Raw genomic sequence first — 24590 nt, forward strand, 5'->3', positions numbered from 1 at the left:
GTCAGGCTTTGGGTACCCGTCACCCTGCCCATCTCGAGGCGTTTTGGGAAGAGCGTCCTGCCGGCCTATACGGGCAGAGCCGACGAGCGGACGAACGCCTCCGGGCCGGCCTCGCCGCCCAGGGACGCCGCGAGCAGCTCGCGGGCGCGGGCCAGGTGCTCGTCGAGCATGCGGGCCGCACCATCGGCGTCGCCGGCGTCGATGAGCTCCAGCAGGCGCGCGTGCTCGGCGACGATGATCTCTGGGCTCAGCCGCTGCCGGCCCTGCAGCTGCGCCATGCAGAGCTTCACCTCGAACGCGAGCGAGTGGTACATCGCGCTCGTCCGGGTGCTGCCGAGCGCGTCGATGAGGCTGGTGTGGAACCGCATGTCGGGCTCGACGATCGCGTACGACCCCTGCGCCCAGAGCGCGGCGATCTCGGCGTTGGCCTCGCGTGCGGACTCCGGCACCCGGCGTTCGTCGGCGAGCCGGCGCAGCACCTCGGACTCCAGGTAGGTGCGCGTCCGGTAGATGTCCCGCACGTCGTCCGGACCGAGCTCGACGACCCTCGCGGTCTTGTGGTTGTTCCGGACGAGCACCTTCTCGGCGGTGAGGCGCTCGATCGCCGCGCGGGCGCTGGCCCGCGCGACGTCGTACCGGGTGGCCACGTCCAGCTCGGTCAGCGGGGTGCCGGGGGCCAGGGTGCCGGTCACGACGAGGGTGCGCAGGTCGTCGACGACCGCGTCGACCAGGCTCGTCACCACGATCCCTCGCGCCATCGCCGTCCTTCCGCTGCGTCCCTGAAGCGTAGAGGGTGCTGTGCTCTTGTCAGGTGAGTCTACTTGTCCGACAATCTGACGACACGTCAGATGGAGCCCCATGACCTCGACGGCATCGACGCCGGACACGCTCGCCGCCCTGCTGGCGGGATGCGTCGCCGACCCCGCGCAGGTCCGGACCGACGACCTCGTCCGCCGGGCCGTCGCGCACGACGCGTCCCACATGCTGCTCGTCCCGCAGGCCGTCGTCGCCCCGCGGGACGCCGACGAGGTGGCCCGGCTGCTCCGGCGGACGGCGGCCGCGGGCGTGCCGTTGACCTTCCGCGCGGGCGGGACGAGCCTGTCCGGGCAGGCCGGCGGCGACGGTGTGCTGGTCGACGTGCGTCGCCACTTCCAGCGCATCGAGGTGCTCGACGACGGCGCACGGGTCCGTGTGGAGCCGGGGGTCACCGTGCGGCACCTCAACGCCCGGCTGGCCCGGTACGGCCGCAAGCTCGGGCCCGACCCGGCCAGCGAGGTCGCCTGCACGATCGGCGGGGTCGTCGCGAACAACTCCTCGGGCATGGCGTGCGGGACCCAGGAGAACAGCTACCGCACCCTGGAGTCGCTGGTCGTGGTGCTGCCGTCGGGCACGGTGATCGACACCGGGGCGCCCGATGCCGACGAGCGGCTGGCGGCCCTCGAGCCCGCCCTGTACGCGGGGCTGCACACGCTGCGCCGACGGATCCTCGACGACCCGGCCTCGGTCGCGACGATCACGCGCCAGTTCGCGATGAAGAACACCATGGGCTACGGCGTCAACGCCCTGCTCGACTTCGAGACCGCGCCGCAGATGCTCGCGCACCTCGTGGTCGGCTCCGAGGGCACCCTGGCCTTCGTCGCCTCCGCCACGTTCCGCACGGTCCCGCTGCGCACGCACGCCGCCGCCGCGCTGCTCGTCTTCGACGACCTGTCGTCGGCCAACCGCGCCCTGCCGTCCCTCGTCGCCACCGGTGCCGCGACCCTCGAGCTCATGGACGCGACCTCCCTGCGCGTGGGGCAGGGGCTCGCGGACTGCCCGCCCGCCGTCGCCGCGCTGACCGTGGACCGGCACGCCGCGCTGCTCGTCGAGTACCAGGCAACATCGGCCGAGGAGCTCGCGCACCTGGTCGGCGAGGCCCGCCCGGCCCTCGGGCCGGCGGAGCCGACCACCGACGCCGTCGTCCGTCGCGACCTGTGGAAGCTGCGCAAGGGGCTGTACACCTCGGTCGCCGGCGCCCGGCGCAGCGGCACGACCGCCCTGCTCGAGGACGTCGTCGTCCCGGTCGAGCGGCTGGCGGACACGTGCACGTCGCTGACCACGCTGTTCGACAAGTACGCCTACGAGGACGCGGTGATCTTCGGGCACGCCAAGGACGGCAACATCCACTTCATGCTGACCGACCGCTTCGAGACGAGCGAACAGCTGGCCCGGTACTCGGGGTTCACCGAGGACCTGGTGTCGCTCGTGCTCGACAACGGGGGCTCGCTCAAGGCCGAGCACGGCACCGGCCGGGTCATGGCGCCGTTCGTCCGGCGGCAGTACGGCGACGAGCTCTACGACGTGATGCGGGAGGTGAAGCGGCTGTTCGACCCGCGGGGCCTGCTCAACCCCGGCGTCCTGCTGTCCGACGACCCGCAGGCGCACCTGCGCCACATCAAGCTCGCGCCCCAGGTCGAGGCGGAGGTCGACCGCTGCGTCGAGTGCGGCTACTGCGAACCCGTGTGCCCGTCGCGCGACCTCACCCTCACCCCGCGTCAGCGCATCGTGCTGCGGCGCGACATCCGCAGCGCCGAGCTGGCCGGGGACACGCCTCTGGCGCAGCGGCTCGAGCGCGCGTACGAGTACCCGGCGGTGGACACGTGCGCCGTCGACGGGATGTGCGGCACCGCCTGCCCCGTCGGCATCAACACGGGTCTGCTGGTCAAGACGCTCCGCCGCGAGAACCTGCCCGCCCCGACCGCGGCCGTCTGGACCGCCGCGGCGAAGCACTGGGGGAGCACCACAAAGCTCGCCTCCGCGGCGCTCACGGCGGCCGACGTCCTGCCCTTCGTCGGCACGGTCACGGCGGCCGGTCGCGTCCTGCTCGGTGCCGACACCGTGCCCCGGTGGACGCCCGACCTCCCGCGCGGCGGGCGTCCGCGCCGCCGGCCTCGGCCCTCGTCGCCACCCGACGCCGTCTACCTGCCCGCGTGCGTGAACGTGATGTTCGGCCCCGCCGAGGGCCCCGGGGTTCAGGTCGCGTTCGAGGACCTGTGCGCCGCCGCGGGTCTGACGCTGCTCGTTCCCGACGAGATCGACTCCCTCTGCTGCGGCACGCCGTGGTCGTCCAAGGGGATCGTCGCCGGCCACGACGCGATGAGGGAGCAGGTGCTGCCGGTCGTCCGCGAGGCCACCGACGGCGGGCGTCTGCCGATCGTCAGCGACGCCTCGTCGTGCACCGAGGGATTCCGTCACCTGCTGGGCGACGAGCTCCACGTCGTCGACGTCGTGGCCTTCGTCGCCGACCGCGTCCTGCCCGTGCTCGGGCCCTACGAGCGGCTGCCCTCGTTGGCGCTGCACCCGACCTGCTCGTCCACCCAGCTGGGCCTCGACGGGGCGCTCCTCGACGTCGCGCAGGCCGTCGCCGAGACCGTCACCGTTCCGCTCGACTGGGGCTGCTGCGCCTTCGCCGGCGACCGCGGGATGCTGCACCCGGAGCTGACCGCCGCCGCGACCCGGCGCGAGGCCGCCGAGGTTGTCCGGCTCGACGCTCAGGCGCACGCTAGCTGTAACCGCACCTGCGAGCTCGGGATGAGCCGGGCCACGGGCGCCACCTACCGGCACGTCGTCGAGCTGCTGGCCGAGCAGGCCCTCCCCTGATCTGCACCACCCGTTCCGCCCGTTTCACATTTCCAGCAAAGGAGCAGAGATGAACCCGGAGACGACGGCACTCGTCCTGATCGAGTTCCAGAACGACTTCACGACCGAGGGCGGCGTCCTGCACGGCGCGGTCGAGGCCGTGATGGCGAGCACCGACATGCTCGCGCACGCCGCGACAGCGCTCGAGGCCACCCGCGCCGCAGGCGCCACCGTGATCCACAGCCCGATCTCGTTCCAGGCCGGCTACGGCGAGATCACCGCGCACCCCTACGGCATCCTCAAGGGCGTCGTCGACTCCAACGCCTTCGTCAAGGGCTCGTGGGGCGCGGACTTCGTCCCGGACGTCGCGCCCGTCGACGGCGACATCGTCGTCGAGGGCAAGCGCGGCCTGGACGCCTTCGGGTCGACCAACCTCGACTTCATCCTGCGGTCCAAGGGCATCACGACCGTGGCGCTGGCGGGCTTCCTCACCAACTGCTGCGTCGAGTCGACCATGCGCTCCGCCTACGAGAAGGGCTTCGAGGTCATCACCCTGACCGACGCCGTCGGCGCGACCTCCCAGGCCGAGCACGACAACGCCATCCAGTACGACTACCCGATGTTCTCCAAGCCGATGACGACCGACGAGTACGTCTCGACGCTGCGCGGGGCACCGGTCACCGCCGACAGCTCGCGGGGGTACTGAGCCTGCCGGGCGGCGGTTCGGTCACGGCACCGAGCCGTCGCCCGGTCGGACCTTCTGGGTGGGCCCCGTGGGGATCGAACCCACAACCCGCGGATTAAAAGTCCGCTGCTCTGCCAATTGAGCTAGAGGCCCGGTGGACGGGGAGAACAACCGGGAGAACCCTCGGGACAGCTCCCGCGTAGTTCGTGCCCTCCTGGATGCCCCGTCACCTTCGCCTGAGACCCTACGACACGCAGTTCGTTCCACAGCGGTGCCCGTGGACCGACTGCGAGTGCCCAACCGAGGCCCGGATGGGTTCGACGCACGACCGCATCGACGTGGCCGCGCCCGTCCTGGCTTCGACCGTCGAGGTCACGTGGTCGACGCAAGCGTCAGCGGCGCGAGCCAGCACCGATGTGGTGTCTCTCGCGCGCGAGCTCATCGCTTGACGGCGACTGAAGACCGCAGGTCGTTAGCCCACCTGCGTGCCAGGGGCGCTGCTACTTTCGAGCCACGACGAGGCGACGGCAAAGACGCCGATCGGCCGCGTAGCGCATCCTCGAGAGGTGGGGAACATGTTCGACGCGCCGACTGCTGGACGGGACCGCTCTTGAAGCTCTTCGGCCGCATGGAGCAAACCCTGCGCGACAGCGCCAACGGCAGGGCGATTCAGGCAGCAGTAGACGCGGTAGGGCGGTGCGACGGCGGTGCCGCGTCGCGGGAGCTGGCCTACGAGACGTGCTTGGAGCTCGCCGACGACGGCCCGTACGACGTTAGCGGCCCGCACTGGACGGTCGAGAGCTTGTCGCGCGACTTCGCGAACAGTGTGACAAGCACGAGCGGCCCGATCCTGCTGGAGGCCGCGTCCATGGTCGTCGGCGCCCATCGCGTGGCGTCGGGCCACGAGAAGCCTCACCGGACACGCGCCGAGCGGCACGCGGACCTGAGTGCCACCACTCTTTTCTCGGCGCTATTCAGCGACTGGGTAAAGGCGTGGACTGCCAAGTACCAGGTGGCAGGTTCGTCCGGCACTGCTGAGCAGATGCTTCGGACGTCGATGATGACGTGGCTGCTTCTGGATCATTGCGAACGAGTGGGGCTTCTGCCCAGCGACCAGTAGGGCGGGAACCTGCTCGCCCGGGGACGGCGAAAGATCTGGTGCGCATGTGCGCACTGGATCTGTCGGTCACGCTATTAGATCAACGCTCCGACGGGGCAACGCTGCGAGCTGGTAGAGAACTCTTGCGAGCGGTACTGCGCCGTCAACGGCCAGTTCGGCGCCGACCTCATGACCCAGCGATCTGGACGCGGGCGCTCGCACGGGTCGCCTTCGAACTGGAAGTACTTGTCGGTTACCGGGTGGGTGAACGCCTGAACGGCCGAGGACGGCTTGGTGATAGTGCCGTCGCCGAAGTTGACGTGTGTCTCGCCCCGGGTTCAGTGGAGGCTCGACCGCGAGCAGTGAGCGACCTACCAGCGCGCGCCGGCGTTTCTGAGGTGTGCTGCGTACGCGTTCACCGGCACTACGTCGTCAGGAAGCTCGATCGTGTAGAGCGCGATGCCGGTCTGAAGTGCGTACTGCGTAGCTGTCGACGCGTAGCCAGATCTCGAGAAGAACGCCATGGCCGCACCGTGCTGATTCGCGCCCACGAGCCGCTGCAAGTCGGGACGTCCTACGGACGTCGTCAGGTACTTGACCTGGGCGACGACACCGCGGCCATAGACATCGATCCCGCTGTCTGCGCCGACCGGCGTCGCGCGCGCATCTGTGAAGCCCTGGCCGCGTAGGAACTCGGCCGCGACCTCTTCGGCCTCCTGCCATGGTGGCACTCCGGACCCGGTACCGGTGCCGTATGCGGCGTACCGCGCCCGACGCGTCTGATAGGTGTCCCACTCGGCCAGCGAATCTAGGTCCTGCTCACCCGCCCTCGCGATTTCAGCTGTCACGCCGTGCGGCCCGACGCGCTTCAGAAGACTTGTGACGAAGTAGCTGCTTTGAGCGCTGAACCATGCGAAGCGAGCATCGGCAAAGGCCCGGACCGCCTCGTAGCGACGTACGACGAGCAGCGCGTACCTGTCACCTCCCGCCACCGATGCCACACCCGGAGCAAGGAGCAGGTCGCGGCAGTTGGTGAGCTCGCGAAGGAGGTGGTCTCGGGCGTCGAGCAGCGCGCCACGAGCGGGGTCGTCTGACGGCAACACGAACCCGGTCGTGGCTTGCACAGGGGCAACTTGCTGTACGTATCGGGTGACGACTGCCGCGAAAAGTGCCTGAAGTTCGATGAACTCTAGGTTGACGAGCACGAGCGGCCGAGACATGACCACTGTGCGTGACTCGTCGACGAGTGAGGTCCACCAGGCGTTGCGGCGGGCAGCCACGACTTGGGGGTCCGGCTGCCAGAACGCCCAGTCGGTGGGCGCCTTAGGCCAAACCCGCGGCTTGGACCACCCTGCCGGCGGATGCCACCCGTAGGGAACAGGAGGCCATCCCGGCGCAGGAACCCAGACGTACTCGATGCCGTCGAGGTCCGGCTCCGGGTCGAGCAGGGGCACGCTTCGCAGCTCCTCGTCATCACGGAACGGCTGGGTCGGCCTCCACCAATGCCAGCCGGGCTCGGGCAGCTCCCACTCCGGCCTCGGTGTCCAGGTGCCTCTCGGGTACCAGCCGGGCGCAGTGCGCGGCCACCCCGGCGGCGGCTGCCAAGCCCAACGCAGTTCGCCCATGACGCACATGGTGCCAGGAGCCAGGTCGACGGAATGGGCGAAATGGCAGCGTTGCTTGGCCAGAGCCGAACCGTGGGTGACTCCCGCCAAGCGGTGCGTCGCCCGTGGCCGAAGGAGCAAATGCGTCACCGTGCCCAGGCGCGGGTGTCGACGCTGAAAGCACACCTGCGCCCGATGCCCGGATCGGTCCGCGACGCCTCTCGAACGATCGGGCGCGCCGTACCCGCGTATGAGTGCTACGCCAGGGCGTAGCACTGCCGCCCGCGCCCTCGTCGCGCGACGATTCAGCAATACACGCTGACGTCGTAGTCGTATCTCAACGTGGAACACAGGCTCGACAGGTTGTTCTTCATCGTGTTGACCTGCCCTTGCAGCATCAGGACCTGCGGGTCGATCGGGGCCGGTGCGTCAGCAGATGCTTCGAGCGCGTCGACCCGGTCGGAGACTCCTGACAGGGAGTCGTTGAAACCGTTGAACCCGGCCATGATCTGCGCATCGGTCATCCCCGGGTCGACCGGCGGCACATCGAGCTCATCGACGCGTGCGTCAACCGTTGCGACATCCCCAGCCGTCTTGTCCGCGTCGGCGGCGAGCTGGTCGACCTGTGCCTGCAAGTCCGCGTTCTGTCCGGTGAGTACAACTACACCGACCGCAGAGCCGACTGCGAGCAGCGTCACGAGCGCGAGCGCGGTCAGCAGCACGATGCGACCGGTGCCGCGCCTGCGCACAGGGTCCGGGCTCGGAGCGGGCGACGGAGGGATCTGCTCGAGCATCGGGCACCTTCTACATGGTCACGGGCAGGCGGGCGCTCGATCGTCCCGCACGTCACCGTTCTCTCGAGGGTGAACTACGTTGCGTGTCAGGACCAAACACGCAATCGCGCCTGGCACCACCGCGGCCCGGTGTGGAGCTCGAGCCGCGCACAGCCCAAGGGACCCGGATAGCGCACCCGTTGAAACGGTCACCATCATGCGCGCGCCCTCGAACCAGCCCGCGTCCATCCGTCAGCCGCGATCGTTGCAACGTTCTGTGACCTTCCTGGCTTACACCTTCGACGACGGGGCCAACCAATAGGGGTGTAAGGCTCCGGGCGATCGCGGCCATGGCCGTGAGCCGGTTTGGCCACCGGTGGTGTCGCCGGGTATTCTTGGCACGTCGCGTTCTCGATCCCGTCGAAACGCATTCCGGCCCGGCAGTGAGTCATCCTGCAGGTCAGGGGCAAGATTCCTGGTTTAGGTTGTTGTCCCCATCCACCAGAGGCCCGGTGCAGGGGGAGAACAACCGGGAGAACCCTCGGGACAGCTCCCGTGTAGTACGCACCGTGCTGAGCCCGTCCGGATGCGAGTCTCGCCGGTGCTTTGGCGCGACCCGCCACGACTCTACGGGAGTCGATCACCGAGCGAGGCACCCCGAGCGCCACGCTTACGTGGTCAGTGCCTCGGCGTTCATCACGTCGTGTCGACGCCCACTCACCGCTCGATCAGCGTGATCCTGGCGGCCGACACCCCGTGCGGGCCGAGGATCATCAGTCGTTCGTCTCCGTTGAGGATGCGGCCCTCGACCCAGGCGCCGTCGTGAAGTCGAAGCTCCCGCAGGCTGTCGATCTCGAGCAAGGATCCCTCCCGACTGAAGTCGATCATCGCCTGCCGTCCCAGTGCGACGTATTCGAGATCTCCGGTCTGCAGGACGATTCCGAACGGACGCGAGTCTGCGGGGGAGGGCGCGTGGGCGGTCGGCAGAGTCTCGTCGGGAAGCGGGGCCGGCTCCGGCAGCCGGACACCCGCATCCAGCAGCATGTCGGAGAGGAGCTTCGGCGCACTTCGCACCGTGACGGTCGTCGACCCGAGGCGGGCGGTGGCAGCATCCGTCCCCGGATCCAGTGCGAACCCCATCACGCGACCGTCCCGCTGGGCTTCGAGGATCTGCGGCGCGAGTGCGAGAAGTTTCCGGAAGGCGTCGTAGAGCTGGCTGTCTTCACGGACGTCGTCGATTCCGAAGACGTGGTAACCCATGGCGTGGAAAGCACCTAGCGCGCGGAATGCGTCACCGGTCAGGACACGCGCCTCAGGGATGAAGAGCGGGTTGATGCCCGACGTGTAGTCGCGCATGACCGACTCGCTGTCGGAGATGTAGATGTCGGGGGACACGAAATCCAGCGCCGGTCCGGCGACGCGCCACACCCCGCTCATCCGTGCGGTCGGACCGCCGCTGGGATACTGGCCCGGCATGTCCTGACCTGGCTGGGGGCCCAGCCAGGCGTTCGCGTACGCCGGCAAGGCCTTGATCCGCTTGCCCGTCGCCGCCAGGGCGCCGACATAGCTGGCAAACCCCCACGCCATGAAGACCTCGTCGGCCACTGGGTCGTCGTCGCCGAATCGCTGCTGCCACGATGCCCCGCCCGCGCGTGAGCGCCCGAACAGCTCGACGACGTCGTCGTCGAAGGCGGCGGGTTCGGTCGCCACCGCCTCGACGAGGGCCTCGGGAACGGGCGACAGCCAGGCGACCAGGGCGGCGGACGAACGGTCGCGGCTCGACCCCAAGAGCCCGACCTCGTTCTCCACCTGCATCATGATGACGGTGTGGTCCTCGTCCACCCGGGCGACGTGCTTCATCAAGGCTCCATAGGCTGCCTCGTCCGCCTCTCGCAGGGGCCCGGAGAACACCGACAGCGTGGGGCGAGGCATGGATCCCACATAGCTGAAAGGAGCCCGCACGGGGGACGGTCCGCGGTCGGCTCGCTCGAATCGGGCGGAGTCCTGGCGAACCCACGTGGGTGCATATGTGGACAAGGCGTTCTTGTACGCACCGAACCAGATGAGGACGAGGCGGACGCCCGCCGAGCGCGCACCTGAGAGCAGCTCGTCGACGACGCTGAAGTCGAACTCACCCTCGGACGGCTCCACCTGGTCCCACCCGACGGGAGCGATGACGGAGTTCACTCCGGACCTCCCGATCACGTCCCAGATGGGTGCCATGTGCACGGGATCAGAGGCGCTGGAGTTACGCAGCTCGCCGCCGAGGCAGAAGAACGGTGAGCCGTCCACGATCAGCCGCGTGTGGGTGCCCGCTCGCTCCACGCGGGGAAGTTCGGTCATGAGGTCTCCTTCGGGCACGCTCGATGGGTTGCGTCCCATCGAAGTTTCCTCGAACTTCTGGTGGGGCTGACGTCGCCCGAACCGAGGGCGCTCCTGTCGGTCAAGGGGCTGACAACATCTGTACCGACGAGCCGATCGCAGCCACCCTGCGGTCGAGTCCTTTCCTACCGGGTCGTGGTGGCGAGGATGAGCCCCCTACTGGACGCGTGTCCCGTGGACAGGGACGCGGAAACCTGACGTCGTCCTCGCGGGCCATGTGAGTGCGAATCCGCCGGATACGTTCCCCTCCTCTCCGCTGCGTCGTCAGCGAGTCCGGGTCACGAAGCCGGTTTCGTACGCGACGACGACCGCCTGGACGCGGTCCCGCACCCCGAGCTTGGCGAGGATCCGCGCCACGTGGGTCTTGACCGTCGTCTCCGCGACCACCATCTCCCGCGCGACCTCCGCGTTCGACAACCCCCGGGCCACGAGCCGCAGGACGTCGAGCTCACGTTCCGTCAACCCCGCGAGCGCGTCGGGCACTCTCGACGAGGGCGCCTGCTCGGCAAACCGCTCGACGAGGCGCGCGGTGATGGACGGCTCGATGAGGGAGTCGCCGGTGGCCGCTGCGCGGACCGCGGCGACGAGTCGCGAGGCGGGCGCGTCCTTGAGCAGGAAGCCCGCGGCGCCGGCGCGCAGGGCGCGGTAGACGTACTCGTTCTGGTCGAACGTGGTCAGGACGACGACGGTCGGCGGCTGGGGCATGCGCAGGATCTGCTCGGTGGCCGCGAGCCCGTCGAGCTCGGGCATCCGGATGTCCATGAGCACGACGGCAGGCTTCTCGAGCGCCGCGAGCCGGACCGCCTCCACGCCGTTCTCGGCCTCGGCGACCACCTCGATGTCCCCTTCGGACTCGAGGATCACGCGGAAGCCGGTCCGCACCAATGCCTGGTCGTCGGCGACGAGCACCCTGATCACGTGGACATTGTGGGCGCTGTCCGCGCCGCGCGGGTCGTCCTTGAGGATGACGCGCCGACCGTGAGGAGGACGCCGGCCACCCAGGATCGTCCGTACCGCCGACGCGGACGACGCCTGCGGTCCGTGACGGTAGGGCTGTCACCAAGACCGCCCTCCTCGGGCCTGACCGAAGGACATCACCATGAACACGCTCCTCAAGGGGGTGCGGCCGTCCGACTACGTCCTGACGACCGCGCTCGTCGTCCTCGCCGTGCTGATCGGCGTGGAGAACGTGCTGTCCGGCCCCGACGCCGACCTCGCGCACGCGATGGACTCGCACTCGTGGGCGATCGTGCTCGTGCTCGTGCTGGCGACGGTCCCGATCCTTCTGCGCCGGACGGCCGTCCTTCCCGCGCTGCTCGTCTCGATCCTCGTCATCACCGCGAGCCTGCCGATGTTCGGCTGGATCACCCGCTGCGGGGTGGGGCTGCCGCTCGCGATCGCCTACGCGTACGCCGTGGCGCGCTTCGCCGGCGGACCGGCACGGCACGCGCTCGGGCTCGCCGGAGTCGTCGTCCTGCAGGTCGTCGTCCTCATCCAGGACTCCTCGACCGGGGGACTGGGCGCCCTGGGCCTGGGTCTGCCGCTGGCCGCGCTGGCCTACGGCGCCGGACTTCTGGTCCAGAGCCGTGTCGCTCGCGCGGGCGGCGCCCCTACGCTGGCCGCTGAGCGCGTCCGCGTCTGAGCGTCCTGCCCACGAGCGAGGTGGCGACGATGAGTGAGGGCTTCCGCGGCATCCTGGGAGGGGTGCGCCCGGTCGACTGGGTGCTGGCGGGAGCCCTCACCGCGCTCGGCGCCGTGCAGATGGTCGCTGACATGCTGACCGGCGACACCGAGGTGGCTCGAGCGGTCGCGACAGGCGAAGCCGCCCACGCGGTCGACCCGCACTCCTGGTGGATGCTTCCGCTGTGGCTCGTCGCGTGCGCCGCGCCGCTGTGGTGGCGGCGCGGGGTGCTGCAGGTCGGCGGCATCATGCTGGGCGTCGTCGCGCTGCACGATCTCGTGTTCGGCTGGCAGGGGCGGTGCGGGTCCGGGCTTCCGCTGGCGTTCGTGATCGCGTTCCTCGGGGGCATCGCGTACGAGCGGACCCGTGCTTGGGCCACGCACGTGCTTGCCCTCCTGACCGTCGTGGCAGTGCTCGTCCGCGATGCGACGGCCGGGCTCGGAGCCGTGACGCTCGCCCTGCCGGTCGCGGTCGTCGTCTTCGTCATCGCCCGCGCCGTGCGGTACCGGACGGCACTCACCCGTGAGCTGGCCGCGCGCAACGACGAGCTGCGCACCGTCCGCGACGCACGCCTCGCGCTGGAGGTCGACGAGGACCGCGCGGCCCTCTCTCGCGAGCTCGACACGCTGCTGCGCGAACGGCTCGACCTGCTCGGTCGTGCCGCTCGCTCAGGCGACGATCTTGATCCCGAGCAGACACGCGCGCTGCTCGCGCAGCTCGAGGCGGACAGTCGCAGCACCCTCGAGGAGATGCGCCGCGTCGTCGGACAGCTCCGGGGTGTCGGGGGCGCCGCGGTCACGCTCGCGCCCGTCCCCGCCGTGGCCCACCTCGATGCGCTGCTGGCCCGCCGTTCGCAGCCCGAGAGCCGCCTGACCGTCACGGGCGACGCGCGCACGCTCTCGCCCGCGGTCGAGCTCTCGGCGTACCGGATCGTCGAGCACCTGCTCACGGTGCTCGACGACGCCCCGGACTGTCGGGTGGACGTCGAGGTGCGGTTCGCCCGCGGCGCACTCGAGCTGCGGGTGCACGGTCCGGTCGAGCGCGGCGCCGACGTGCGGACCGCACTGGCCCGGGCGCGCGAGCGGGCGCGGTTGCTGGGTGGGTCCGTCGACCTGCGGGTGGGGCGCGGTCAGGCGCGAGCGATCGCGCTGCTGCCGGTCGCCGGGTAGGTCCGATGCGCACGCGGGAGACGGTCGCGATCGTCGTCGGCACCGTGGGCGTCGTCGTCGTTCCGACGATCGCGCACGGATGGCCGACGAGTGTCGCGGGGAACGTCGCCACGGCGTTGTCCCTCGCCGCCGGCGTGGCGCTCGTGTGGTGGCGGTCCCGACCCCGGGCCGCGGCCGTGGTCGCACTGACCGGGTTCCTGCTCGCTCTCGTGACGGCGCCCGACGGATGGGTGCCGGACGCCCTGCTCATCCCGTTCAGCGCGAGCTTCGCGCTGCTGGCGCTCGCCTGGTCGGGCCGCGCGGCACTCGGGGTCGCGGCGGGCGCCGCGGCGTACGTCGCCATCTGCGTGGCGGTCATGGGCTCCGACGACGCCGTCGCCACGCTGATGTTCACGGTCCCGCCGTTCGTCGCCGGGACGGTCCTGCGCCTGCGCCGGGAGACCGCGGAGGAGCTGGAGGAGCGGGCCCGCGAGGTGGAGGAGGAGCGCGAGCTGCTCACCGAGCTGACCTTGCGGCGCGAGCGGGCACGGATCGCATCCGAGCTGCACGACATCGTCGGGCACGCCATCAGCGTCATGGTGATCCAGGCCGCCGCGGGCCAGCGGCTCGTCGACGCGTCCCCTGCCCGGGCGCGCGAGGCGCTCGCGGCGATCGCCGAGTCCGCGTCACAGGGGCGTGACGACCTGGAGCGGCTCATCGAGCTGCTCGGCGGCCACGACGTCGTCACGCAGGATCTGGCGCTCGTCGACGAGGTTGTGGAACGTGCGGGCCGCAGCGGGCTCGACGTCACCTATCGGCTCGAGGGCGACAGCGACGCCCTGCCTGCGCCGGTGGCGCATCTCGCATTCCGTGTCGTTCAAGAGAGCTTGACCAACGCGCTGCGCTACGCCCCCGGCGCCGAGGTACGGATCTCCGTCCGGGCCGACGGGTGCGTCGTCGACGTACGAGTCGAGAACGACCCGGCGCGCTCGTCAGCCGTCGACGGGGTGCTCGGTACCGGCCGGGGGCTGCTGGGCCTGGGGGAACGGATCGCCGAGGTAGGGGGCGTGATGCGCGCGGGGGTGACGCCCGGCGGGGGGTGGGTCGTCGTAGCCCGTGTTGGTCACTGAGCACGGTGTCGCCGGAGAGCCACGGACCGAGAGAGACCAGGTGGCCCAAGGGTGCGCGACCAAGGCGCGGGCCACCACCAGGGTCGATCCGGCAAGGGCCGCCCGGCCTCCAGCTCGTGGCCCGACCGACCCTGCCCGGCAACCCCGTGCGACGCCATATCATCACCCGATGGCACGCGGGGGCGGGATGCAGGACATCGACCTCACCGACCCCGGGACCGGTGGTGTCGCGGTGGACGACGACGCAGCCGTCCCGCGACCGCCTCGTCGACGACGATGGTGGCTGGTACCCGTCGCAGCGGCGGCCGTCGTGCTCGCGCTCGTCGCCTACCAGGGCATCACCGACGCGCGTCAGCGCTCGCTGCTCGCCGGCCTGGCCGACGTCCCCGGGGTGCTCGCGCCGATCGATCCCGACCTGCCGATCCGCTGGGACATCGCCGGCACGACGTCGAATGCGGCCGCGAACGGGATCGTGGCCGACGGGGCGGCGATGAACATCGTGGTCGACCCGGACGGCACGCAGCGGGTCGTCGCCATCGACCTCGCGACGGGTGCAGAGCGCTGGTCGACCGTCGTGTACGGCCCGAACGCGGCTCTGGCGAAGGCGCTCGAGGGCGGGGGTGGCACGGCGTCGGGATTCTGCCTGCCGGTCAGTACGCCCGAGCCGACCTCGCTCGCGTGCATCGTCAGCGACGGGTTCGAGACGAACGGCCTGTACGAGAGGGTCGCCGCGACCGAGACGCTGGTGCGCGTCCTCGACACGCACGACGGGCACGAGCTGGCGCAGCTGCCGACGGGCCAGGCGGGGATCGCCGTCTCGGGCGACCGGGTCGTGCTGGCCCGGTGGACCGACGGCGGCGTCGACGTCACCGCGTACGACCCGGCGTCGGGCGACACCGCCTGGTCCCGGCATCTCGACGTCCCGCCCACGGCGATCCGCCCCGACTACGTGCCGTCCGTCCAGAGCGTCGACGGTCTCATCGAGGTCAGCTCGAGCACCTGGGCGATGCGGCTCGACGAGGACGGTGTGCCGCTGGCGGTGCAGCCCGAGCGGGACGGGTCCACGGGGGGCAGCTCGATCGTCGAGGCTCCCACCGCCGACCGCTTCCTCGCGGTCTCCTCCACCAGCAGCGGGACGAGCACGCAGCTGCTCGGCGCCGACGGCACGGTGGAGCACGAGCTCTCGGGCGACCTGGTCTACACGGCTGTCGACGACGGCAGCGTGCCCGGCCTGATCCTCACGGCGCCCTTGCCCTCGGCAGCCACGGACGGTGGCGAGGAGGCGGTCCGGGTCGGCTCGCTGCGCGGCTCCGACGCGACGACCGGCCGGACCCTCTGGACGGCCGACATCTCGAAGAGCGGGTACGGCGCACTCGTCCTGCTCGGCCGTGTCTACGTGCTCGCAGGTCAGGGGATCGATGTTCTCGACGGGCGCTCGGGCAAGCTGCTCTGGACCATCGAGCCGTCCGACGGCGTCACCTACGGCAGCATCATGACCGACGGGCGTGCCCTGCTCGCCGTGCGGAACCCGGGCCAGGCGGGCGGCGACCGGATCGACGCGTACTCGCTGACCGGGCCCGACCAGGTCTGGAGCGCACCGATCCCTGCGGGTCTGGTCGAGGTTCGTGGGGTCGGCCCCATGCTGGTCGGCGTCGCCTACGCCGATTCGCTGTACTCCCGCGACGTCGTGCGGGTCGCGCGGCTCGGCTGACGCGCCGCCCGCGTGGTGATGACGATCTGACGAACCGGAAGCCTGTCCGCTATCGGGGCAGGACGGTCAGGACGCGGACCACGTGCTCGCGGAACGCGGTCATGTAGTCGCGCAGGAACTTCTCGGTCGACGGCACCAGGACCTGTCCGTCGTCGGTGAACAAGTCCGGCTTCCAGGTGAGATAGGCCTCGGGGGCCGTCATCTGCCGGGCGTTGACGAAGCTGAGCACCGCGCGCAGGCTCTGCTGGGCGAGCGCGGTGCCGATCTGGCCGACGGACATCCCGATGACCCCTGCGGGGATGTGGTCGAACGAGTTCTGCCCCCACGGTCGGGATGCCCAGTCGATGGCGTTCTTCAGGGCACCGGGGATGGATCGGTTGAACTCCGGCGTCACGAACAGGACGGCCTGGACTGCGGCGATCGCGTCCTTCAGCGCTCGTGCCTCCGGCGGGAAGTCCTCGTCGTAGTCCTGGCTGTACAACGGCAGGCCCCGGATCGGGATCTCGGTGAACGTCAGGTCGTCCGGAGCGAGCCGGATCAGGGCCTTCGAGAGCGTGCGGTTGATCGACGTCGAGGACAAGCTTCCGACGAAGTATCCGACCTTGTAGGTAGTCATGACCCACCGACCCCACGACGAGCAGATGCTGTCCTTCGACACTACGCGTGAGCGTAGCCATCGGCCATGGCGGTCAGTCAGTCGGTCGGGCAGGTAGCGCGGGGTGAGCCCAGGGACGGCAGGTAGGTCGCCCACTCGGACGCCGTCAGGTTGCGACCGGCGACGTGACATGCGGCGGCAGCGAGGTCGGCTGGGGACAGGTCCCACAGCAGCACGCCGTCGCGGCCCGCGACGGCCAGGGTCGTCCCGTCGTGGCTGAGGTAGGCGCGGGTGCTGAACCGCACCGGCAGGTGGATGAGGCTGCCCAGGCGGATCCCGGTCGTCGGGTCGTACAGGGCGGCGAGCTGGTTCGTCGAGGTCGCGACGAGGGTGTGGCCGTCATCGCTGAGGGCGACGTCCTTGATCGACCCGGGCATGCTCGCCATCTCACGGACCGGGGCGAGCGTGTCCGGCCGGAGCACCGAGACGTCCGAGCCCATCGTCGTCACGATGAGGTCGTCGTCGCCGACGACGGTCCACCACGAGCCGGCGAGTGCCTGCGGCCGTTCGGCCCCTGTCGCGAGGTCGTAGAAGCGGGTGTGCGAGTTGGAGAACAGGCCGGTGTCGTCGACCTGTTCGGTCGCGAGCACGCTGCCGTCCGGTGCTGCGGACATCCCGAAGACGTACTGAGGAGTCGGGATCGGGCGGCCGACCACCTTGTCGGCCACGGGGTCGATCAGCTCGACCCAACGGGGGCCCTGCAGGTAGACGGCCATCAGATCGTTCCCGGCCGGCACCAGGCTGGTCTCCACGCCCCGGACGGATCTCAGTGGCCGGAGTCGGCCCGACGGGACCTCGAGGCGGAAGACTTCCTCGTCCCCGTCGATGAGCGCGACGGGCGTCTCGCGGGAGCCCCACAAGAGCTCGGAGACCGGCCGGTCGGGCGTGGCAGCGGCGCGGTCCTCCGCCACGTCCCAGACGGCTTGGCCCGTCGGCACACCCCCGGGGACGTCGGCAACCGCGCCGACCAGCAGGGTCGAGCCGTCAGGCCCGAAACCGCCGATCGGCGCCTGCCCTGCGGCGACGAGCCGTGTGACCGGTCCCGTCCCGTCGAGCCTCCACCGCGTGATCTGCGGCGTGACCTGGCCGAACGTGGCGATCGTCGAACCGTCGCTCGACACGGAGATCGGTCCGAAGTGCCCGGTCTGGGTATCACGCTCGACACCCGTCGGCTGGCCGGTCGCGAGGTCACGCTCCGTGACGACCCCGTCCCAGCTGCTGCACAGGAGACGCCCCTGCGTCCAGGAGACCGCCGCTGAGACGCAGCTGAGACTCCAGATGCCGGTCGGAGGCAGGACGGCCGTCCATCGCACCGAGCCATCCTCGAGGGCGACGTCCGTGGCGGTCGCCGCTCCGACGGCGATGACTGTGTCCTCAGAGACGGCCAGGGAGACGCTGGCGGCGCCGGACGGGACTGCGAGCGTCCGCACGACGGAGGTCGTGCGCGGCGCGAGGACCCGCACGGGCCCGTCGTGCGCCCCGACGTAGAGCCGTCCCGCCGAGTCGAACACCACGGCGCCTGAGTCGACGTCCAGGAGCCCCTGACTGTAGGGCGGGGGTTCGCGGGACGCCGGCAGGGCGCCGAGCTCGTGCCCGTCGCGCGCGTCGAGCAGCAGCACGGCGCCGTCCTCACGCCGCAGGACGGCCAGGGTGGTGCCGTCGGGGCTCAGCGCGATCGCCCCGGACACGGCCGGCACCACCGTGCGTCTGAGAAGCGCTGCGCCCGTGGCGACGTCGAACGTCGCGACCGACGCACACACCGGCGCCGAACCGCCGGCGTCGAACGGGATCGTCCGGTCGATGGGGTCGTCCTCCATGGCGTCGATGCAGTCGTCCTGCGGCGACGGGGCCAAGGCCAGGTGCGCCACGGTCGTCCCGTCGGCACTCACGACGACCTGGGAGTTCTCCATCGCGGGGACGTGGTCGTCGGGGAACCGGTAGTCGAGCGCTCCGGTCTCGAGGTCCATCACCGTCAAGCGCGAGTCGTCGAGCGCGACGATGGCGTGCGAGTCGTCACCGAGGAGCGCCCCGGAGACGACGGCCTTCGCCTCGGGGACCTGCACATATCCCTGAAAGCCCGGCGACGCCGTGAACACTCCCAGCAGCGCGGACCTGGTCCGGGGATCGTCGGGCCAGCGTCGGTACGCCTCGACAGCGAGCAGCGCGGCCACGGCGCGGTTGGTGTCGTGGGCGGCCTGTGACCCGCTCGTGACGGCCTCGATCTCGGCGCTCTCCTGAGCGGTGCGGGCGCGCCGCCCGAGCGCGCCCGCGGCCCCGGCTGCGACCAGCGCGAGCACGAGGACGACGGCGGTCGCCGCCAGGGCCACGCGCAGCCTGCGGTTCTGGCGCCGCTCCGCTGCTGCGCGCGCCCGTTCGGCATCGAGTGCCGACGAGCGCAGCGCGACCGATGCCGCCAGGAACTCCTCCTCGGCGGTCGTGAGGTTCGGCGCGGCGGTGTCGCGCCACTCGATCGCCGCGTCCAGACGGCCGCCGCGGTACAGGTCCGAGTCGGGCCGGCCGAGCGCCTCCCACGCCTCGGTCGCGGTGACCAGGTGCCGGAGCAGGCGCGTGCCGACGGCATCGTCGTCGATCCACGAGCGCAGGCGCGGCCACGCTCTGGCCAACGACTCGTGCGCCATCTCGATGCTGTCCTCGCGTGCCGTCAGCAGGCGGGCCCCGACCAGGTCGGCGACCACCTGCTCGCGCGCGGCGTCGCCGCTCATCGACGAGACGGGCACCCGCCGCGGGACGGGCGGGCCGTCGGTCGACGGTGCGACCAGGCGCAGGAGGATCGACCGGCACAGCGACCGCTGCGCTTCGGGCAGGCGCTCGTAGAGGCGGTCGGCCGAGCGTGCGACGGCCCCGCTGATACCGCCGGAGCTGAGGTACGACTCGACCGTCAGCACGTTCCCCTCGCGACTGTGCCAGGTCTCGACCAGCGCGTGCGAGAGCAGCGGCAGGGCGCCAGGGTCGGCCTCGACGTCTCGCAGGAGGAGGTCGACGAGTCCATGCTCGAGCGTCAGGCCGGACAGCCGCGCCGGCTCCTCGATCGCGTGCCGCAGATCGTCACCGGCGAGCGGCGGCACCAGGTGCAGCCCGCGTTCTGCCAGGGCGCCGAGCGTCGCGTCGGCGGCGAGTCCGCCCATCTTGTCGGCGCGGACCGCGAGCAGGAGCACCCCGCCGTCCTGGACATGGCGGCGCAGCAACCCGCAGTACTCCACGATCTGCGCACGGTCCTGATCGAGCAGGAACAGGCTCTCGAGCTGGTCGACGGCCAGCACGTCGCCGGCGTCGATGCCCGCGAGCGCCGCCTGCAGGCCCGCGACGGGCGACGGCCCCGGCACCGTGACCGAGACGCGTCTGCCGGCATCTCTGAGCGCGGCGACGAGGCCCGCCCGCATCAGCGAGCTCTTGCCGCAGCCCGACTCGCCGGTGAGGACCAGCACGGGCATGGCGTCGAGCCGGGACAGGCAGGCCGTGACCTCGTCCTCGCGACCGAAGTAGTCGTCCTGGTCCGCCGCGTCGTAGGCAGCGAGGCCTTTCCACGGGCAGGTCGCCCGAGCGTTCGATCGCTGGCCCAGGCCCGCCGCGCGCGGATCCTGCCGCAGCACCTGCCGCTCGAGCTCGACCAGCGCGGCGCCCGGGTCGATCCCCAGCTCGTCGGCGAGCACGCGGCGCGCGCGTCGCAGCGTCGCAAGCGCGTCCGCCTGCCTGCTGTCCCGGTACTGGGCGAGAGCGAGCACCGCCCACCGGCGTTCCCGCAACGGCTCGGCGCGTACCGCAGACTCGGCGTCGGCGGCGACGCCGCGACTGTCTCCGATGGCCAGACGGGCCTCGAGCAGGTCCTCCTGGACGGTGCGACGCACCTCTTCGAGACGCTGAGCCTGCGAGCGGCCGAGCTCCCAGGAGGCGAGGTCCGCGAAGGCCGGACCGTCCCACAGGCTCAGCGCCCGGTCGAAGACCACAGCGGCTCGGGCGGGCTCACCGGTTGCGGCGTACGTCCTTGCACGCGTGACCTCGGACTCGAACTGCGTGACGTCGACCGTGCGCGGCTCGACGACGAGCCGGTACCCCGTCGGCGTCGTCTCGATCGCGGACGGCCCGAGTGACCGCCGAACCCGACCGACCGCCGCCTGCACCTGCTTGTTCCACGTCGCCGGCAGGGCGTCTCCCCAGACGGCGTCCGCAAGCTGGTCAGGGCTCACAGGGTGGCCCTGGAGCAGCACCAGGGCTGCGAGGACCGTCCGCTCACGGGGGCCCAGGTCGCCGTTGCCGTCGACCCGAGCAGGTCCGAGCACCTGGATGCTGCCCATGACCGGGATGATCCGGTCTGCGCAGATCCCGGTCAAGATGCCGAATACCGGATGGATACCGGGTCCGGGCCGCCCCGATACCCACCCGGGGCACGGTCCGTGGCATGCCTCTCACCACTACCCGAGCAGCCCGACGTCGACCCCGCCTCGTGGAGGTCGAGCTCGTCGAGGACGACGGGCAACCACGCGAGACCGTCGACCGGAGTCCGATCCAGGTGCCCGGCGGTCTGCTGCTCGTCGTCGCGCTGGTCGCAGCGGCGGTCGGGACCAGCGTCGGCACGTTCGACGGGAGGCAGGGCGACGCGACGACCGGGTGTCCGGCCTCCCCCGTCTGCGAGGTCGAGCACGGCTCAGCAGAGCGCCGCGGCGTCTGCCAGTGGCAGGGGTTCACGGCGGTGATGCCTGCCCTGTGCGGACCTGCTTCCGCCCCCGTGAAGGTAGATCCGTGCGAGATCGTCGCGGCCCCGAGCGCCGAGGCCGTCTGCCGCGACGATGCGGCGAGAAATCCCCCTTACACGCCGCACGGGGGCCACCCATGACCGGCAGCCCGCGGGACGACAACGCTGATGGCTTCGTCAGCGTGATCCGACCCCGGCTCGCCTGACCGCGGCCACCATCGCCTCGGCGATCTCGGGCGTCGCCGCCGCCAGGATCGAGTCCGACGCGAGCGACCACGGCTCCCCACGACCGTCGAGCACGACTCCGCCGGCCTCGCGGACGAGCACCACCCCGGCGACGACGTCCCAGGCCGCGTTGCCGAACGCCAGCGACGCCGACGTGCGACCGGTCGCCACCCAGGAGAGCTCGGTGGCGGACGTGCCGACCACCCGCAGCCTGCCGAACGTCCCCGCGGCTTCGCGCAGGACCGCGGCCCGGACGTCGAGCGGCCACGGCGCCACCGAGGTCCAGGACAGATCGCCGACGGTCACCGTCAGGGAGTCGATCGAGGCGGAGCGTGTGGTGACGCGGACGTCATTCGTTGCGCCCGTCGCACGGAGCCAGGTGCCGGCACCGCGCGCGGCCCACACGGTCTCGCCGGTCGTGACATCCGCGGTCACCCCGACGACCGGGTCGCCGCCCGCGAGCCGGGCGAGCGTGCACGCGACCAGTGGCAGTCCGGCGACGAAGTTCGCGGTGCCGTCGATCGGGTCGACGACCCAGCGATCGGGAGCCGACTCGCCGGGGCTGCCCTCCTCGCCCTGTACGGGCAGCGACGAGCCCGCGGCCAGCGCACCGACGATCGCCGCCTCGGTGGCGAGGTCGACCGCGGTGACGAGGTCGTTCGGGCCCTTGAGCCGAAGCACGCCACGGTCGCCGTCACCTCGGGCGACGGCCAGCCCGACCGTCACAGCGCGCATGGCGAGGTCGACGTCCTGGGCGAGGTCGGCGGGGACGAGAGGCAGGTCGGTGGTCGTCGTCATGCCGCCAGCATCACCGCTCGGGGTGACCGGCACATGAACGCGGGGAGCGGGCGGTCGTCGTCCGCGGCTCGCAGCGGCCGCTCGGGTGCCGGACCTAGAACGGAGGAACCACCTCAGGTTCACCCGGAACTCGAGTGGTGCCGCTGATTCCCTGATCAGCACCGACGGAGGACGCTGGACACGTGGGGACCGTGGACGACGGAACCGTGGTGGGGCGCGCGACGCTCCTGCTCGAGATCGTCGAAGCGGCCGGCTGCATCAAGCAGGCCGACCTCGCCCGCGACGCCGGCCTGCCGAAGCCGACCGTCCGACGGATCGCCGCGGACCTCATCGCGCGCGGTCTGCTGGCCCGGTGCCCCGACGGGTACGAGCTCGGCCCGCGACTGGTCTCCCTCGGCGCCGCCGCACTCGCCAGGCACCCGTTCCGCGCTGCGACCGCACCCCACGTGCAGGACCTTCTCGCCCGAACCGGGGAGGTCGCGTTCGTCCAGACGGTCGAGCCGGACCTGACGATGGTCACCCTCCACGTCGCCTACGGCCACAGCCGTGCCGCCGCCGTCGACGTCACCCTCGACGGCTGGCCCACCGTCGAACCTGCGGAGCCCGCCATCCTGTTCAAGGCGGCCGGCCGCATCGCCTACGCCGAGCACCCCGACCGCGTCGACGCGCTCCTCGCCGCCGGCATCCGCCGCCGCACCCGGTACTCGCCGCCGACCCGCCGTGTCCTGCTCGCCGCCATCAGCGCGACCCTCGAGGACGGCACCGCCGTCGAACGCGAGGAGCACACGCCCGGATGGTCGTGCATCGCCTCGGGGATCCGTGACCACGACGACCATGTCGTCGGCGTGGTCGGTGTCATCGGGCGCTCCGGGACGTGGGAACCCCAGCGTCTGCACCGCCCGATCACCCGGGCCACGGACGCGCTGTCCTCCGCGATCCCCTTGGCGCTCCCGGAAGCGCAACGCGCGATCGAGCGGCACCAGACCTCCTGAACCTCGCGGTTCGGGTCACTGAGCGGCCCACCACCAGCGAGCTCGTCGCCGCGCGCTGCCACCCTCACGGTGAGCGCTCGCCCCTGCGCACCGAGGACCGTGCCATGCCGGACACGACCGTGAGCCGCACGGCTCACCTCCAGACGGTCATCGAGTTCGAGATGGACCTGGACCCGACGACCCCACGACCGCTGACTGCCCGTGCCGCACGTGTGCGCGCTGTCGCCGCTGCCGTCGGCGGAGCCCTGGCCCTGGCCGTGCTCGCCACCCTCGGCGCGGGAATCTCGACCTCGTCCGAGCCTCCCGCCGGTGATCCGGTCTTCGAGGTACAGCGCATGGGATCGCCTTAGCCGCACGGGCGCCTAGGGGGTGGACCGCAGGCCCGAGACGGCAGACTCGCTGCCCATGACGGTCCTGCGCTCGATCTCGCTGTTCGCCCTCGCCGCGCTCGCGGAGATCGGCGGTGCGTGGCTGATCTGGCAGGGCGTGCGGGAGCATCGCGGTGCCCTCTGGATCGGGGCGGGCGTCGTCGCCCTCGGTGCCTACGGGTTCGTCGCGACCCTGCAGCCCGACGCCAGCTTCGGGCGGATCCTGGCCGCGTACGGCGGCATCTTCGTGGCGGGGTCGTTGGCGTGGGGCGTGGTCGTCGACAAGTTCGCGCCCGACCGCTGGGACATCATCGGCGCGGCGATCTGCCTGCTCGGCGTGGCCGTCATCATGTACGCACCCAGGACCTGACCTCGAGTGGCCCGGCTCCGCCTGAGTTGCGGGCCGTCCGGCTCCCGAGCACGGTGGATCCATGGCAGAGCTGCTGGTGGACTTCATCACGTCGCTCGACGGCTACGCGTCCGCGGAGGGGTGGCCCGGGTTCTGGGGTCTGGAGGGGCCGGAGTACCTGGCCTGGCTCGAGGCGTCGCCCGAGCGCGACCACACGATCCTCATGGGAGCGACGACGTACCGCCTGATGTCGCAGTTCTCGGCCGCCGGGGAGGAGGGCACGGAGTCGCTCGCCGACCTGCCCAAGGTGGTGTTCTCCTCGACCCTGACAAAGCCGCTCGAGTGGGCCAACACGCACCTGGTCCGCGACGACCCGGTCGAGGCCGTCCGCGCGATGAAGGCGGACGGCGCGAACCTGCGCACGCTCGGCAGCCTCACCCTGTGCCGGTCGCTGCTGGAGGCGGGCCTCGTCGACCGGTTCCGCGTGGTCGTGTTCCCCGTGATCACCGGTGCCACCGGGCAGGAGCGGATCTACGACGAGTACCCGGACGTCCGCCTCGAGATGACCGCGTCCCGGACGTTCGACGGCCGGCTGCAGCTGCTCGAGTACGTGCCGACCGTCCTGACCGGACCGCCGGGCGCCGCCGGCTGACCCTGCGGC

The 24590-nt window shown here is 71.2% G+C and carries 20 protein-coding genes and 1 tRNA gene; 12 read left to right on the forward strand and 9 right to left on the reverse strand.

The window, feature by feature from the left end:
• Nucleotides 1-65: 65 nt before the first annotated feature.
• Nucleotides 66-758, reverse strand: coding sequence for a GntR family transcriptional regulator (locus AC1DZC_RS09015; protein WP_477043010.1), 693 nt, complete (start codon nucleotides 756-758; stop codon nucleotides 66-68).
• Nucleotides 759-858: 100 nt separating this feature from the next.
• Between AC1DZC_RS09015 and AC1DZC_RS09020 the strand changes: the two genes are divergently transcribed.
• Together AC1DZC_RS09020 and AC1DZC_RS09025 are read left to right on the forward strand one after the other, a co-directional pair.
• A complete protein-coding gene (locus AC1DZC_RS09020) occupies nucleotides 859-3639 on the forward strand; it encodes an FAD-binding and (Fe-S)-binding domain-containing protein (protein ID WP_477043011.1) in 2781 nt (926 codons plus the stop codon).
• Nucleotides 3640-3688: 49 nt separating this feature from the next.
• On the forward strand, nucleotides 3689-4324 hold the full coding sequence (locus AC1DZC_RS09025) for a cysteine hydrolase family protein (protein ID WP_477043012.1): 636 nt from the start codon (nucleotides 3689-3691) through the stop codon (nucleotides 4322-4324).
• A 59-nt stretch (nucleotides 4325-4383) separates the two neighbouring features.
• Here the strand turns inward: AC1DZC_RS09025 and AC1DZC_RS09030 are convergent.
• A tRNA-Lys gene (locus AC1DZC_RS09030) sits at nucleotides 4384-4456 on the reverse strand.
• Between the two features lie 457 nt (nucleotides 4457-4913).
• Here AC1DZC_RS09030 and AC1DZC_RS09035 point away from each other — a divergent pair.
• Entirely contained in the window at nucleotides 4914-5423 is a 510-nt protein-coding gene (locus AC1DZC_RS09035; RefSeq protein WP_477043013.1) for a hypothetical protein, read from the forward strand.
• 350 nt (nucleotides 5424-5773) lie between these two features.
• Here AC1DZC_RS09035 and AC1DZC_RS09040 read toward each other — a convergent pair whose 3' ends face one another.
• The 4 genes from AC1DZC_RS09040 to AC1DZC_RS09055 all read right to left on the reverse strand — a co-directional run bounded on the left by AC1DZC_RS09040 (nucleotide 5774) and on the right by AC1DZC_RS09055 (nucleotide 11079).
• Nucleotides 5774-6856, reverse strand: coding sequence for a restriction endonuclease (locus AC1DZC_RS09040; RefSeq protein ID WP_477043014.1), 1083 nt, complete (start codon nucleotides 6854-6856; stop codon nucleotides 5774-5776).
• Nucleotides 6857-7311: 455 nt separating this feature from the next.
• Nucleotides 7312-7800, reverse strand: a complete 489-nt coding sequence (locus tag AC1DZC_RS09045; protein WP_477043015.1) for a hypothetical protein — start codon at nucleotides 7798-7800, stop codon at nucleotides 7312-7314.
• Between the two features lie 696 nt (nucleotides 7801-8496).
• Nucleotides 8497-10122: a DUF5597 domain-containing protein gene (locus AC1DZC_RS09050; protein WP_477043016.1), complete on the reverse strand. Its 1626-nt coding sequence runs from the start codon at nucleotides 10120-10122 to the stop codon at nucleotides 8497-8499.
• A 303-nt stretch (nucleotides 10123-10425) separates the two neighbouring features.
• Nucleotides 10426-11079 carry a response regulator transcription factor gene (locus tag AC1DZC_RS09055; RefSeq protein ID WP_477043017.1) on the reverse strand — a complete coding sequence of 218 codons (654 nt, stop codon included), beginning with the start codon at nucleotides 11077-11079 and terminating at the stop codon, nucleotides 10426-10428.
• Nucleotides 11080-11260: 181 nt separating this feature from the next.
• Between AC1DZC_RS09055 and AC1DZC_RS09060 the strand changes: the two genes are divergently transcribed.
• The 4 genes from AC1DZC_RS09060 to AC1DZC_RS09075 all read left to right on the forward strand — a co-directional run bounded on the left by AC1DZC_RS09060 (nucleotide 11261) and on the right by AC1DZC_RS09075 (nucleotide 15831).
• Complete coding sequence (locus AC1DZC_RS09060; protein ID WP_477038303.1) at nucleotides 11261-11803, forward strand: hypothetical protein; 543 nt, start codon at nucleotides 11261-11263, stop codon at nucleotides 11801-11803.
• Nucleotides 11804-11832: 29 nt separating this feature from the next.
• Nucleotides 11833-13011 (forward strand): sensor histidine kinase, encoded by a 1179-nt coding sequence (locus AC1DZC_RS09065; RefSeq protein WP_477043018.1) that lies wholly within the window; start codon nucleotides 11833-11835, stop codon nucleotides 13009-13011.
• A 5-nt stretch (nucleotides 13012-13016) separates the two neighbouring features.
• Nucleotides 13017-14120 (forward strand): sensor histidine kinase, encoded by a 1104-nt coding sequence (locus tag AC1DZC_RS09070; RefSeq protein ID WP_477043019.1) that lies wholly within the window; start codon nucleotides 13017-13019, stop codon nucleotides 14118-14120.
• 169 nt (nucleotides 14121-14289) lie between these two features.
• Nucleotides 14290-15831: an outer membrane protein assembly factor BamB family protein gene (locus AC1DZC_RS09075; RefSeq protein ID WP_477043020.1), complete on the forward strand. Its 1542-nt coding sequence runs from the start codon at nucleotides 14290-14292 to the stop codon at nucleotides 15829-15831.
• 49 nt (nucleotides 15832-15880) lie between these two features.
• Here AC1DZC_RS09075 and AC1DZC_RS09080 read toward each other — a convergent pair whose 3' ends face one another.
• Together AC1DZC_RS09080 and AC1DZC_RS09085 are read right to left on the reverse strand one after the other, a co-directional pair.
• Nucleotides 15881-16447: an NADPH-dependent FMN reductase gene (locus AC1DZC_RS09080; protein ID WP_477043057.1), complete on the reverse strand. Its 567-nt coding sequence runs from the start codon at nucleotides 16445-16447 to the stop codon at nucleotides 15881-15883.
• Between the two features lie 77 nt (nucleotides 16448-16524).
• The gene (locus AC1DZC_RS09085) at nucleotides 16525-20799 is read right to left on the reverse strand and encodes an nSTAND1 domain-containing NTPase (protein WP_477043021.1); all 4275 of its coding nucleotides are present in this window, start codon (nucleotides 20797-20799) and stop codon (nucleotides 16525-16527) included.
• A 104-nt stretch (nucleotides 20800-20903) separates the two neighbouring features.
• On the opposite strand from AC1DZC_RS09085, the gene AC1DZC_RS09090 reads away from it, so the two are divergent.
• Nucleotides 20904-21338, forward strand: coding sequence for a hypothetical protein (locus AC1DZC_RS09090; protein ID WP_477043022.1), 435 nt, complete (start codon nucleotides 20904-20906; stop codon nucleotides 21336-21338).
• A gap of 36 nt (nucleotides 21339-21374) precedes the next feature.
• Here AC1DZC_RS09090 and AC1DZC_RS09095 read toward each other — a convergent pair whose 3' ends face one another.
• Nucleotides 21375-22220, reverse strand: coding sequence for an inositol monophosphatase family protein (locus tag AC1DZC_RS09095; protein WP_477043023.1), 846 nt, complete (start codon nucleotides 22218-22220; stop codon nucleotides 21375-21377).
• Between the two features lie 182 nt (nucleotides 22221-22402).
• Between AC1DZC_RS09095 and AC1DZC_RS09100 the strand changes: the two genes are divergently transcribed.
• From AC1DZC_RS09100 to AC1DZC_RS09115, 4 genes are all read left to right on the forward strand, one after another.
• A complete protein-coding gene (locus AC1DZC_RS09100) occupies nucleotides 22403-23212 on the forward strand; it encodes an IclR family transcriptional regulator domain-containing protein (RefSeq protein ID WP_477043024.1) in 810 nt (269 codons plus the stop codon).
• 104 nt (nucleotides 23213-23316) lie between these two features.
• The gene (locus tag AC1DZC_RS09105) at nucleotides 23317-23562 is read left to right on the forward strand and encodes a hypothetical protein (protein WP_477038295.1); all 246 of its coding nucleotides are present in this window, start codon (nucleotides 23317-23319) and stop codon (nucleotides 23560-23562) included.
• Nucleotides 23563-23617: 55 nt separating this feature from the next.
• Nucleotides 23618-23950, forward strand: coding sequence for a YnfA family protein (locus AC1DZC_RS09110; protein WP_477038294.1), 333 nt, complete (start codon nucleotides 23618-23620; stop codon nucleotides 23948-23950).
• 61 nt (nucleotides 23951-24011) lie between these two features.
• Nucleotides 24012-24581: a dihydrofolate reductase family protein gene (locus AC1DZC_RS09115; protein WP_477038293.1), complete on the forward strand. Its 570-nt coding sequence runs from the start codon at nucleotides 24012-24014 to the stop codon at nucleotides 24579-24581.
• Nucleotides 24582-24590: the final 9 nt, after the last annotated feature.

It is taken from the genome of Cellulomonas sp. P2_B4, from assembly GCF_056404795.1.